This is a genomic window from Kitasatospora sp. NPDC048298, assembly GCF_043201465.1.
Classification (GTDB): Bacteria; Actinomycetota; Actinomycetes; order Streptomycetales; family Streptomycetaceae; genus Kitasatospora.
Window position 1 is genome coordinate 1 of the sequence record NZ_JBICYZ010000009.1, and the last position, 12,071, is coordinate 12,071.

A 12,071-nucleotide genomic window follows, 5' to 3' on the forward strand; every position below is an offset into this window, starting at 1 on the left:
CTCGGCCAGACCGTCGTCATGGTCACCCACGACCCCGTCGCCGCCTCCTACGCCGACCGCGTCGTCTTCCTGGCCGACGGCCGCATCGTCGACGAGCTCCACCACCCCACCGCCGACACCGTCCTGGACCGCATGCGCCGCTTCGACGCCAAGGGCCGCACCAGCTGACACACCCGCAGCCGTAGCCCGCTCACCGATTCTTCCCAGGACACCCCATGTATCGCACCGCACTGCGCAACGTGCTGGCCCACAAGGGCCGACTGCTGATGACGGCGCTGGCCGTCATGCTCGGCACCGCCTTCGTGGCCGGCACCATGGTCTTCTCCGACACCTTCGGCAAGGCCATGCGGGACAGCAACTCCAAGAGCTACTCGGACGTCTCGGTCCAGGTGGTGGACCGCGCGGCGGGCTCCCACGCCTCCGCCCGGCAGAAGAGTGAGGGCGGCTCGGCCACCCTCACCGACGCCACCGTCCAGCAGCTGGCCGCCCTGCCGGGCACCGCCAACGCCCGCGGCGTGGTCAGCGGCTTCACCGGCGTGGCCGACAGGAAGGGCAACCTGATCGGCCAGGTCTGGGCCGCCAAGGGCGCCAACTTCGCCCCCGGCCAGGACGGCAAGGACCCGCGCTACCCGATGGTCGAGGGCCAGGGCCCGAAGACCGCCAAGGAGGTCGCGCTCGACCGCAGGACCGCCGACAAGGCGGGCTACAGGGTCGGCGACACCGTCCGGGTCGCCGCCAACGGCCCGGTCGTCGAGGCGAAGCTCACCGGCGTCTTCACCACCGACGACCCGGTGGTGAACACCGGCGGCACGCTCACCCTGTTCGACAAGGCCACCGCCCAGCAGACCCTGCTGGAGCCGGGCCGCTACAGCAGCGTCGTGCTCACCGCCAAGCCCGGCACCAGCCAGGACGCGCTGCTCGCCGAGGCCCAGCCCAAGGTGCCGTCCGGCCACCAGTTCGACGTCGAGACCGGCGCCAAGCTCAACGCCGACGAGCAGAAGATGATCACCGAGGCCACCAGCAGCATGCGCACCATGCTCCTGGTCTTCGCCTTCATCTCGCTCTTCGTCGGCATCTTCATCATCGCCAACACCTTCACCATGCTGGTCGCCCAGCGCACCAAGGAGCTGGCCCTGCTGCGCGCCATCGGCGCCAGCCGCAAGCAGGTCACCCGGTCCGTGCTGATCGAGGCCCTGCTGATCGGCACCGCCTCCGCCGCGGCCGGCCTGCTGGCCGGCGTCGGGATCGGCGCCGGGATGCAGTCGCTGATCGGCTCGCTGAACGAGAACATGCCGAACGGCTCGCTGGTGATCAAGCCGCTCACCGTCGTGGTGACGATCGTGGTCGGCGTCCTGGTGACGGTCCTGTCGGCCCTGCTGCCCGCCATGCGCGCCTCCCGGATCGCCCCGGTGGCCGCGATGAGCAGCGGCGACCAGCCGGTCTCCCAGAAGAGCCTGGTGGTCCGCAACACGATCGGCTCGGTGCTCGCCGGCGGCGGCCTCGCCCTGATCGGCTTCGGCGCCTCCACCGGCAACGACAGCGGCCGGCTGCCGGTCGGCGCCGGCGCCTTCCTGGCCCTGATCGGCGTGTTCGTCCTGCTGCCGCTGCTCTCCCGTCCGGTGGTCGCGCTGGTCGGCCCGCTGCTGCGCGGTCTCGGCGGCACCCCGGGCAAGCTCGCCCAGCAGAACGCGGTGCGCAACCCGCGCCGCACCGCGGCCACCGCCGCCGCGCTGACCATCGGCCTGACCCTGGTCACCGGGCTCACCGTGATCGGCGCCTCGGTCAACGACACCGTCGACCGGGCCGTCACCAGCGCGATGAAGGCCGACTACATCATCGGGGCCGCCAACAACATGAGCCTGTCCGAGCAGGTGCCCGCGCAGATCGCCAAGGCGCCCGGAGTGGCCGCCTCCTCGGCGCTGACGACCTCCTACTGGGACCTCAACGGCACCGGCGCGGTGATCAACGGCGTGGACGCGGCCAACCTCGACCAGCTCACCGACGTCAAGCTGACCGCCGGCTCCACCGCCAACCTCGCCAAGGGGCAGCTGCTGGTCAGCGAGGACACGGCCAAGAAGCTGAACGCCACCACCGGCTCGGTCGTGAACGTGACCTTCCCGGACGAGTCCACCGGGCAGCTCACCATCGGCGGCGTGTACGAGAACGCCGGCGTGCTCGGCCGCACGCTGCTGGCCAACAGCGAGGTCGCCAAGCACGAGCCGAAGCCGTACATCTCCGAGGTCCTGGTCAAGGGCAAGGACGGCGCCACCGACAGCCTCAAGCAGGCCCTCAAGGACGCCACCGGCGCCAACCCGGTGATCGAGGTGAAGTCCAAGCAGGACGTCCGGGACGAGTTCAGCCAGACCATCACCTTCGCGCTGAACCTGATGTACGGCCTGCTGGGGATGGCGGTCCTGATCGCAATCCTGGGCGTGGTCAACACGCTGGCCATGTCGGTCTTCGAGCGCAAGCGCGAGATCGGGATGCTGCGGGCGATCGGCCTGGACCGCAGCGGCATCAAGCGGATGGTCCGTCTGGAGTCCGTGGTGATCTCGCTGTTCGGCGCCGGCATCGGCCTGCTGCTCGGCTGCTTCATCGCCTGGGCGGTCAACGGCACCCTGAAGTCCACCCTCTCCGGTCTGACCACGGTCCTGCCGTACGGCCAGCTGGCGATGTTCCTGGCGCTGGCCGGGGTGGTCGGCCTGGTGGCCGCGATCTGGCCGGCCCGCCGGGCGTCCAAGCTGGACATCCTGGAGAGCATCAAGACCGACTGACCGACCGGGGCCGGCCGACCGCTCCCGGTCGGCCGGCCCCGGAACGAGAAAGGTCCCCTGCCCGAGGGTTTCGGCAGGGGACCTTCTACTTCTGTACTCCGCCCGGTCGCACGGCCGGCTGAGCACCACGGAGGTCGTGGTCCGGCAACGCTGCCGGGCGGAGGGCCTCCGACTCATACCCCGGTGCTCCCACACCGGGGTCTCAGTCGCTTACTTGCTGGCGAGTTCCTTGTCGGCGGCCGGCTTGGCGGCCTCGACGGGCTTGGTGGGCGGAGTGACCTCCTGGATCGGCAGCTGCGGCTTCTCCATCTGGGCGAGGCCGACCATCTCGCGCTTGAGGAACATCGCGAGCGTCCAGTCGGTGAAGACGCGCACCTTGCGGTTGAAGGTCGGCACCATCGCGCCGTGGTACAGGCGGTGGAACCACCAGGCCGGACGGCCCTTCAGCTTGTACTTGCCGAAGAGGATCGCCACGCCCTTGTGCAGGCCGAGACCGGCGACCGCACCCAGGTTCTTGTGCTTGTACTCCTTCTGCGGGAAGCCGCGCATGCCGGAGATCACGTTGTCGCCGAGGACGATGGCCTGGCGGCTGGCGTGCTGCGCGTTCGGCGGGCACCAGGCGCCCTCGCCCGCGGCGAGGTCCGGCACCTGGGCGTTGTCGCCGGCGGACCAGACGTAGTCGAAGCCCTGGACCTGCAGGGTCGGCGCGGTGTCGACGTGGCCGCGCGGGCCCAGCGGCAGGCCGAAGTTGGCCAGCACCGGGTTCGGCTTCACGCCGGCCGTCCACACGATGGTGGAGGCGTCCATCTCCATGCCGTTCTTCAGCATGACGTGGCCGTCGACGCAGGAGTCCATCGAGGTCTCGATGTAGACCTCGATGTTGCGCTCCTCGAGCTTCTCCTTGGTCCACAGACCGAGGTCCGGGCCCATCTCGGGGAGGATGCGGTTGGCCGCCTCGACCACGACGAAGCGCATGTCGTCGCGGCTGACGGTCTTGTACAGCTTGGCCGCGTCGCGGGCCATGTCCTCGACCTCGGCGACCGTCTCGATACCGGCGAAGCCGCCACCGATCACCACGAAGGTCAGCGCCTTGCGGCGGATCTCCTCGTCCGTGGTGGACTCGGCCTTGTCGAGCTGGGCCATGACGTGGTTGCGGAGGCCGATGGCCTCCTCGACCGTCTTCATGCCGAGGCCGTTCTCCGCCAGACCCGGGATCGGGAAGGTGCGGGAGACCGAGCCGGTCGCGACGACCAGGTACTCGAACGGCAGCTCGTAGCTGTCGCCGGCCGCGGGCTGGATCGTGGCGACCTTGCGGGCGTGGTCGATGCCGGTGACGGACCCGGTCAGCACCTCCGCCTTCTTGAGGGTGCTGCGCAGCGGCGCGATGAGGTTGCGCGGCGCGACACTGCCGCCGGCCGCCTCGGGGAGGAAGGGCAGGTACGTCATGTACGACCGCGGGTCGACGACCGTGACGGTCGCTTCGCCGTAACGCATCTTCTTGAGGATGCGCATCGCGGCATACAGGCCGACGTAACCACCGCCGACAATGAGGATGCGAGGACGCTCCGTGGTGCTCATATCCGAAAGTATCCAGCACCGTCCGGAGCAGCCTTCGTGAGCCCGGTCACAAGTTGACGGACCCCCCGTGCTACACTGCGCGGCCGCAAAACCGGGTCCGGCGCGGCGGCCCCCACCCCCGGACGGCCCCGCGCGAACGTTCGCCGGAGCACCACCGGCCTGAGCAGCAACGATCCGCACAACGCCCGGGTTCCCGCGCGTGATTTCGATTTTCAAACCTCAAACGAGGCCTGACCTGCGATCCCATGGGCCACCCGCCCGACGGGCCTTCGGTCCCACATATCGGACGTAGCGGGCGGGCCGGTGCGACGAATGGCCCGATCGCCATGTGAAGAAATTCACGAACTTTCCCACCCGCGTGCGGGCGCGCCAGGGCCCCGGCCCCCCTTTCGGGGTGCCGGGGCCGTGACGGGTAGGCCCCGCACGGGGTCAGGAGGCGATACCGAAGGCGATCCCGTCGAGGATGTCGTGCTCGCTCACGACCACCTCGGCGGCGCCGGTGCGCTCCATGATCTCCAGCAGCTCCAGCGCCCCGGCCGCGATCACGTCCACCCGGCCCGGGTGCATCGACGGGATGGCCGCGCGCTCGGCGTGGGTGGCGGCCAGCAGCTCCCGGGCGATCCCGGCGACCCGCTCCCGGCTGATCCGGGAGTGGTGGATCGCCGCCGAGTCGTAGCCGGGCAGGCCCTGGGCGATCGCGGACACCGTGGTGACCGTCCCGGCCAGGCCCACCAGGGTGCCCGCGCCGGTCAGCGGGACGACCTCCTCGGCCCGGTCCAGCTCGGCGCGCACGTGCGCCCGGGCCGCCTCGACCTGCTCCTCGGAGGGCAGCTCGGCATCCCCGAAGTACCGCTCGGTGAGCCGCACGCAGCCGATGTTCACCGAGCGCGCGGCCTGCACGTCGTCCGTGCCGAGCACGAACTCGGTGGAACCGCCGCCGAGGTCGAAGACCAGGTACGGGCCGGGGAACTGACCGCCGGTCAGCTCCTTGGTGGCGCCCACGAAGGAGAGGTGCGCCTCCTCCTCGCCGCTCACCACCTCGGGCTCGACGCCCAGGATGTCGCGCACGCCCTTGACGTACTCGTCGCTGTTCTCGGCGTCCCGGGAGGCGCTGGTGGCGACGAAGCGGACCCGCTCGGGGCCGACGCCGAAGCCGGAGATGATCTCCTGGTACTCCCGGCAGGCCGCGAAGGTGCGGGCCAGCGCGTCCGGGTGCAGCCGGCCGGTCTGGTCCACGCCCTGACCCAGCCGGTTGACGATCATCCGGCGGTCGAGGTCGGTGATCTCCCCGGTGTCCGGGTCGAGGTCGGCGACCAGCAGGCGGATCGAGTTGGTGCCGCAGTCGATCGCGGCGACGCGGGTCGTGCTCACTCGGACTCCTGCTCCGCCGCGGCGTCGCCGGCGGCGGCCTCCTCGGCGGCGCGCTTCTTCGCGGCGCGCTCGGCGGTCAGCTGCTGCTTGGCGGCGATCACCGCGTCGTGGTCCTGCCCCTTGGCGCGGTTGCGGGCGACCCGCTCACCGGCGGCCTCGACCTCGGCCGGGGAGACGCACGGGCCCTTGGCCCACCAGTCCTCCAGCATGCCGATCGCCTCGTCGCCGAGCGGGTTGACGCCCTCGCCGGCCGCCAGCGAGTGGCCGACCAGCACGTGCAGGCACTTCACCCGGTCCGGCATGCCGCCGGCGCTCGGGAAGCCCTCCAGCACCTCGATCGCGTCACGCCGGGCGATGTAGTCCTCGTGCGCCTTCTGGTAGGCGGCGGCCAGCTCCGGGTCCTCGGCGAGCCGGGCGCTCTGGTCCTTCATCACGCCCTCCGCCTCCAGGGTGCCGATCAGCGAGGCGGCCTTGGGGCAGGTCAGGTAGTAGAGCGTCGGGAACGGCGTGCCGTCCGGCAGACGGGGGGCCGTCTCCACGACGTCGGGGTTGCCGCAGGGGCAGCGGTGCGCCACGCCGCGCAGGCCGCGCGGCACCCGGCCGAGCTGGGCGGCGATGGCCGCGACGTCGGCGTCGGAGACGGTGGGGTGGTTCTCAGTGGTCATGGGGGGAGGTGTCTCCAACGGGGGACGGTGGGAGGGGAAGGGGGGTGGCGGGGGCCGCCGCGGCGGTGTCGGCGGCGTCCACCGAGTCCCAGATGCTGGCGTACCAGGGTTTGGCGGCCATCGCCTGGCCGGTGGCGCTTCCGGGGGCCGCGTTCCGGGCGGACGCCGCACCGGCCGCGGACGAGGAGGGCTGGGCGGAACCCTGGCCGGCCGGGTCCACCGCGATGTACGGGGTCTCCCCCGGCACCGCGTAGTGCAGCCGGGCGCGGGCCTGCGCCTTGACGTACTCCGGGTCCTGCCAGCGGGCCCGCTCCCGGCGCAGCTGCTCGACCTGCTGGCGCGCGTGGTCGGCCTTCGCCCGCTGGGCGGAGATCTCGGCGCGCTGGGAGATGAACTGCCGCGTCGGGTAGGCGAGGATCGCCACCAGGGAGCAGAGCACCAGGACGAGGACGGTCGCCCGGCTCGTGAACCGGGGCCGGGCCGCCAAGCCCGGGATCCTCCAGCCAGCCATCTCCCGTATCCCCTCCTGGTCGCGACGGTGCCCCGCCGTCCACCCTACGGGGTGAACGGCGGGGCACCGGTCAGGCGTGCGCTACCGGGAGCACTCGGCCCCCGTGCCCGGAGCGCTCAGCCCCGGGCTCGCCGTACCGATCCGCTGGTCACTCGGCGGAGCGGAAGCGCGGGAAGGCGCCGCGGCCGGCGTACTCGGCGGCGTCGTCGAGGATCTCCTCGATGCGCAGCAGCTGGTTGTACTTGGCGACGCGCTCGGAGCGGGCCGGGGCACCGGTCTTGATCTGGCCGCAGTTGGTGGCGACGGCCAGGTCGGCGATGGTGACGTCCTCGGTCTCGCCGGAGCGGTGCGACATCATGCAGCGGTAGCCGTTGCGCTGGGCCAGCTCGACGGCGTCCAGGGTCTCGGTCAGCGAACCGATCTGGTTCACCTTCACCAGCAGCGCGTTGGCGGTGCCGGTCTCGATGCCGCGGGCCAGGCGGGCCGGGTTGGTGACGAACAGGTCGTCGCCGACCAGCTGGACCTTGTCGCCCAGCTTCTCGGTCATGGCCTTCCAGCCGTCCCAGTCCGACTCGTCCAGCGGGTCCTCGATGGAGACCAGCGGGTAGGCGGCGACCAGCTCGGCGTAGTACTCGATGAGCTCGGCGGCGGTGAGCTCCTTGCCCTCGAAGTGGTAGGCGCCGTCCTCGTAGAACTCGGAGGAGGCGACGTCCAGGGCCAGCGCGACGTCACGGCCGGGCACGTAGCCGGCCTTCTGGATGGCCTCGACGATGAGGTCCAGGGCCTCGCGGTTGGAGTCCAGGTTCGGGGCGAAGCCGCCCTCGTCGCCCAGACCGGTGGACAGGCCGCGCTCCTTCAGCACGCCCTTGAGCGTGTGGTAGACCTCGACGCCCCAGCGGACGGCCTCGGAGAAGGACTCCGCGCCGATCGGGGCGATCATGAACTCCTGGATGTCGACGTTGGAGTCGGCGTGCGACCCACCGTTGAGGATGTTCATCATCGGGACGGGCAGGACGTGCGCGTTCGGGCCGCCCAGGTAGCGGAACAGCGGCAGGTCGCTGGCCTCGGAGGCGGCGTGCGCGACGGCCAGCGAGACGCCCAGGATGGCGTTGGCGCCGAGCGAGGACTTGTCCGGGGTGGCGTCCAGGTCCAGCATGGCCTGGTCGATCAGGCGCTGCTCGGTGGCGTCGTAGCCGACCAGCTCCGGGCCGATCTGCTCGATGACGGCCAGGACGGCCTTCTCGACGCCCTTGCCGAAGTAGCGGTTCTTGTCGCCGTCGCGCAGCTCCAGCGCCTCGAAGGCACCGGTGGAGGCACCCGACGGGACGGCGGCACGACCCGTGCTGCCGTCGTCGAGGCCGACCTCGACCTCGACCGTGGGGTTGCCGCGCGAGTCGAGGATCTCACGGGCTACGACGACATCGATGGACGGCACGAGGCATCTCCTTGCGGAAGCAGGGTCCGGTCTGACGGTGGGTGCTGTCAGCAGGACGATTGCGGAGTCGTTACGACCAGAGCCTAACCGCCCGGGCTCCCGGGGCCACGTCCGCCTCGGTCCCGTCTCAGCGTGTGGCCCCACTACCCACCGGTAGTTCACCTGCTTGTCCCAGCTTGTCCCACCGGAGCGGGCGAATGCGGACGAAGGGGACCGGTAGGACCGGTCCCCTTCGGACGGCGGGCGGAGCGACACCGGCGTCGGGTCACGACGGGGGTGACGACGGCGTCGGGTGACGGCCGGGGTGACGACGGCGTCAGGTGACGGCCGGTGCGACGGCTCAGCCGAGGTGCAGCACCTGGCCGGGCATGATCAGGTTCGGGTCGCCGCCGACGGTGGCGTGGTTCTGGTCGTACAGCGCGTGCCAGCCGCCGGACACGCCCTGGGCGGCGGCGATGGTCGACAGGGTGTCCCCGGCGCGGACGGTGTAGTCGTGGCCGGCGGCCTGCGGGGCCTGCTGGGCGGCGAGCAGAGCGTACTGCGGCTGGGCGGCGGCCTGGCCGGCGTACTGCTGGTAGACGCTCTGGTGGCTGGTCCAGTACCAGGCGCCGTTGTTCTGGTACCAGAACACCTTGGCGTCGGCGTCCCAGCCGGCCTTGCCGGAGAAGCCCGGGGTCTGCGGCTGCGCCTGCTGCTGCGGGGCGGCCTGCTGGACCGGCTGCGCGGCGGGCTTCTGGACCGGCTTCTGGGCGGCGGGCTGCTGCGCGGCCGGCTTCTCGGCCGGCTTGGCGGCGGGCTTCGGGGTCTGCTGCTTGGGGGCGGACTGCGGCTTGGCGTCCGAGGAGGTGTCGACCACGGCCGCGGCGCCGCCCTTGGCCAGACCCGCCTTCTGGGAGCAGACCGGCCAGGCGCCCGGCCCCTGCGAGGCCAGCACCTTCTCGGCGACCGAGATCTGCTGGGCCTTGCTGGCCTGGTTGGCCTGCGACGCGTAGGCGGTGCCGCCGTACGCCTTCCAGGTGCTGGAGGTGAACTGGAGGCCGCCGTAGAAGCCGTTGCCGGTGTTGATGCCCCAGTTGCCGCCGCTCTCGCACTGGGCGACGGCGTCCCAGGTGGAGGCCGGGGCGGCGGAGGCGCCGGTGGCGGTGAGGAGCGGCATCGCGAGTCCGACGCCGGCCACACCGGCGACGGCGATGGCCTTCTCGGCCTGGGTGCGACGACGGTGACGGCCAGTTCCAACGAACAGCATGAAGAGGTCCCTCTCCGCACGCCTGCGAGGTGAGCTGTCGGGTTCGGACCGGGAGGTGGCCCGGCCGCCGTGCGCGGAAACGATTCCGCTCGGGCGGCTTCACCCCAAGCCGTGGGAGACGGCAACAAACCTGGTTCCCCCGCCCCTGCCCAGGGTCTGGTCGGTTTCCCGGGCGCGGCGGGCAGGATTCGGCGTTCCGCGCACGAGGTCCGCAGCTGCGAACTCCAGGGAGAGTAGACAGATCATCAGGACAATCACAAGCTCATATCGTCGACATCACACGACAATTACGGCCCGTGTTCGATCGCCTACCAACGGCGGTGTTATGTCCGGATTGATGGGTGTTCACACCCCCGTCGGCGGGCGATCGGCGACGTCCAGTCAGCGTGATCTCAGCAGGTCGGAGGCGTTTGAGAGGCCTGCGAAGGGGTGTACGGAGGGGTATGCGGAGAGCGGCCCTCCGGACTGAATTCCACCGGTAGTTCGCGCAGCCCACGCATGATCAGGCCACCGCGCCAGCGCAGGGCGTCCGGGCTTTCCGCGAGCCGCAGATCGGGCAGCCGGGAAAGCAGCGAGGCCAGCGCCGCACGCCCCTCCAACCGGGCGAGCGGAGCGCCGATGCAGTAGTGGATGCCGTGCCCGAAGCCCAGGTGGGGATTGTCCGCACGGGCCAGGTCCAGGGTGTTCTCGGCGGCGAACCGGGCCGGGTCGCGGTCCGCCGCGGCCAGCACCACCAGCACCGGGTCGCCGACCGGGATGTCCACCCCGCCGATGGTCAGCGGACGGGTCGCGAACCGCCAGGTCGCCAGCTCCACCGGCCCGTCGTAGCGCAGGAGTTCCTCGATCCCGGTCTCCAGCAGCGCGCTCTCCCCGCGCGCCACCGACTCCTGCAGCAGCCGGCGCTGCTCCGGGTTGCGCAGCAGCGCGTACGTGCCGTTGCCGATCAGGTTCACGGTCGTCTCGAAGCCCGCGAACAGGAGGATGAAGGCCATCGCCGCGGCCTCGTTCTCCGTCAGGTGCTCACCGTGGTCACTGGCCCGGATCAGACCGGAGATCAGGTCGTCCCCGAGGTCCGCGCGCTTGCGGTGGATCAGCTCCAGCAGGTACGCCCGCATCCGCTTCACCGCCCGCCCCACGCCGCCGCGCTGGCCGCCGCCTTGCCCCGGCTTCGTGTGTCGCAGCATCATCCCGGCCCAGTCGCGGAAGTCGTCCTGGTCCTCGGCCGGCACCCCGAGCATGTCGCAGATCGCGTAGATGGGGAGCGGGAAGGCGAACTCGTGGATCAGGTCCGCCGAGCCGCGCTGCGCGAAGCCGTCGATCAGCCGGTCGGTGAGCTGCTGCACCCGCGGCTCGAACTCGGCCACCCGGCGCGGCGTGAACGCCTTCGACACCAGGCGGCGCAGCCGGGTGTGGTCCGGCGGGTCGATGTTCAGCAGGTGGGTCATCAGGTCCGCCTGCCGCTCCCCCGGGATGCCCACCCGGCCGGTGCGGTGCGCCTGCTCGCTGTGGTGCGCCGGGTTCTTCGACAGCCGGCTGTCCGCGAGCGCCTGCCGGGCGTCGGCGTACCTGGTCACCAGCCAGGCCTCCACCCCGCTCGGCAGGGTGGTGCGGTGCACCGGGGCGTGCTCGCGCAGCCAGGCGTAGGCGGGGTACGGGTCGGAGGCGAACTCCCAGGTGAACAGCTGCGGGGCGGGGGCATCGGAGGACGCGGCGGCGGGCCGGGCGGGGTCGGGCTGAGCTGGCATGGACCGACCGTATCCGGTGCGACCGGCGCACCCGCCCTCCGGCGGGCCGCGCCCGTCGGGCGGCGCTCCGCGGCGGGGTCATGACCGGGTCACGGCCGGCTCACGGCCGGCTCATGGACAGGCCGTGGCCGGGCCGTTGACCGTCCGTGGACGGGTCGTGGACGGTCCGTGGACAGCTCTTGGCCGACTCTTGGCCGCGGGGCGGGCGTGAGCCTGGTCACCTGAGGGGTAATCCCTGTTGCGGAGGGTCAGGACGTGCCTACGATCCTCCGCAGTACGCGTGGGCGCCGGTGCGGTGTCGCCCACAGGGAGGAGCAGGCCATGCGGGTCAGCGGGTCAGTCGTCGTCATCGCGGTCCTCGACGGCGGGTCGGGCGCGGGCCTCGCCCGCCGGTTCTCCGCGGCCGGCGCCGCCGGAATGCTGATCGCCGACCAGTACGTCGGCGTCGCCGAGGACCTCGCCACCGAACTCGACCGGCCGGGCTGCCCCGTCGTCGGCGTCTGCGGCGACATCCGCCGCCCCAGCGACGTCGCCGCCCTCGTCGACACCGCCGAGAAGCACCTCGGGCCGATCGACCTGTTCGCCGTCGCCGGCCCGGGCGGCGAGCGGATCATCTCGCTGGCCGACCTGCCCGACCACCTCGACCTGGAGCGGCTCGCCGAACTCGTCCTCCTCGTCGGCGAGGCCATCGGCGAACTCGTCCCGCCGCAGCGGCGCCCGGAGCACACCGCCACGGCGGCCTGAGC

8 protein-coding genes, 2 pseudogenes and 1 riboswitch are annotated in these 12,071 nt (G+C 71.6%); of the genes and pseudogenes, 3 read left to right on the forward strand and 7 right to left on the reverse strand.

The window, feature by feature from the left end; translation table 11 throughout:
• Together ACGF0D_RS10000 and ACGF0D_RS10005 are read left to right on the forward strand one after the other, a co-directional pair.
• A pseudogene (locus ACGF0D_RS10000) lies at positions 1-168 on the forward strand (ABC transporter ATP-binding protein); the annotation flags it as partial.
• Between the two features lie 47 nt (positions 169-215).
• Entirely contained in the window at positions 216-2,774 is a 2,559-nt protein-coding gene (locus ACGF0D_RS10005; RefSeq protein ID WP_392914584.1) for an ABC transporter permease, read from the forward strand.
• A gap of 210 nt (positions 2,775-2,984) precedes the next feature.
• Here the strand turns inward: ACGF0D_RS10005 and ACGF0D_RS10010 are convergent, their stop codons facing one another.
• The 7 genes and pseudogenes from ACGF0D_RS10010 to ACGF0D_RS10040 form a co-directional block, all read right to left on the reverse strand.
• The gene (locus ACGF0D_RS10010) at positions 2,985-4,352 is read right to left on the reverse strand and encodes an NAD(P)/FAD-dependent oxidoreductase (RefSeq protein WP_392873899.1); all 1,368 of its coding nucleotides are present in this window, start codon (positions 4,350-4,352) and stop codon (positions 2,985-2,987) included.
• A 429-nt stretch (positions 4,353-4,781) separates the two neighbouring features.
• Complete coding sequence (locus tag ACGF0D_RS10015) at positions 4,782-5,723, reverse strand: exopolyphosphatase (protein ID WP_392873902.1); 942 nt, start codon at positions 5,721-5,723, stop codon at positions 4,782-4,784.
• 143 nt (positions 5,724-5,866) lie between these two features.
• A pseudogene (locus ACGF0D_RS10020) lies at positions 5,867-6,406 on the reverse strand (DUF501 domain-containing protein); the annotation flags it as partial.
• Positions 6,378-6,899 (reverse strand): septum formation initiator family protein, encoded by a 522-nt coding sequence (locus ACGF0D_RS10025; RefSeq protein ID WP_392873905.1) that lies wholly within the window; start codon positions 6,897-6,899, stop codon positions 6,378-6,380. The pseudogene ACGF0D_RS10020 and the gene ACGF0D_RS10025, both read right to left, overlap by 29 nt.
• A 148-nt stretch (positions 6,900-7,047) precedes the next feature.
• Positions 7,048-8,334: a phosphopyruvate hydratase gene (eno, locus tag ACGF0D_RS10030; RefSeq protein ID WP_392873908.1), complete on the reverse strand. Its 1,287-nt coding sequence runs from the start codon at positions 8,332-8,334 to the stop codon at positions 7,048-7,050.
• Between the two features lie 340 nt (positions 8,335-8,674).
• Positions 8,675-9,580: a transglycosylase family protein gene (locus ACGF0D_RS10035; protein WP_392914585.1), complete on the reverse strand. Its 906-nt coding sequence runs from the start codon at positions 9,578-9,580 to the stop codon at positions 8,675-8,677.
• Between the two features lie 5 nt (positions 9,581-9,585).
• A riboswitch (cyclic di-AMP (ydaO/yuaA leader) is annotated at positions 9,586-9,752 on the reverse strand.
• A 220-nt stretch (positions 9,753-9,972) separates the two neighbouring features.
• Positions 9,973-11,325 carry a cytochrome P450 gene (locus tag ACGF0D_RS10040; protein ID WP_392914586.1) on the reverse strand — a complete coding sequence of 451 codons (1,353 nt, stop codon included), beginning with the start codon at positions 11,323-11,325 and terminating at the stop codon, positions 9,973-9,975.
• Positions 11,326-11,646: 321 nt separating this feature from the next.
• Between ACGF0D_RS10040 and ACGF0D_RS10045 the strand changes: the two genes are divergently transcribed.
• Positions 11,647-12,069, forward strand: a complete 423-nt coding sequence (locus ACGF0D_RS10045) for an SDR family NAD(P)-dependent oxidoreductase (RefSeq protein WP_392873917.1) — start codon at positions 11,647-11,649, stop codon at positions 12,067-12,069.
• Positions 12,070-12,071: the final 2 nt, after the last annotated feature.

Bases quoted from the DNA above. Each gene is read 5' to 3' on its own strand.
- ACGF0D_RS10005 (WP_392914584.1), top strand. From the start codon at position 216: ATGTATCGCACCGCACTGCGCAACGTGCTGGCCCACAAGGGCCGACTG.
- ACGF0D_RS10010 (WP_392873899.1), bottom strand. From the start codon at position 4,352: ATGAGCACCACGGAGCGTCCTCGCATCCTCATTGTCGGCGGTGGTTAC.
- ACGF0D_RS10025 (WP_392873905.1), bottom strand. From the start codon at position 6,899: ATGGCTGGCTGGAGGATCCCGGGCTTGGCGGCCCGGCCCCGGTTCACG.
- ACGF0D_RS10035 (WP_392914585.1), bottom strand. From the start codon at position 9,580: ATGCTGTTCGTTGGAACTGGCCGTCACCGTCGTCGCACCCAGGCCGAG.
- ACGF0D_RS10040 (WP_392914586.1), bottom strand. From the start codon at position 11,325: ATGCCAGCTCAGCCCGACCCCGCCCGGCCCGCCGCCGCGTCCTCCGAT.
- ACGF0D_RS10045 (WP_392873917.1), top strand. From the start codon at position 11,647: ATGCGGGTCAGCGGGTCAGTCGTCGTCATCGCGGTCCTCGACGGCGGG.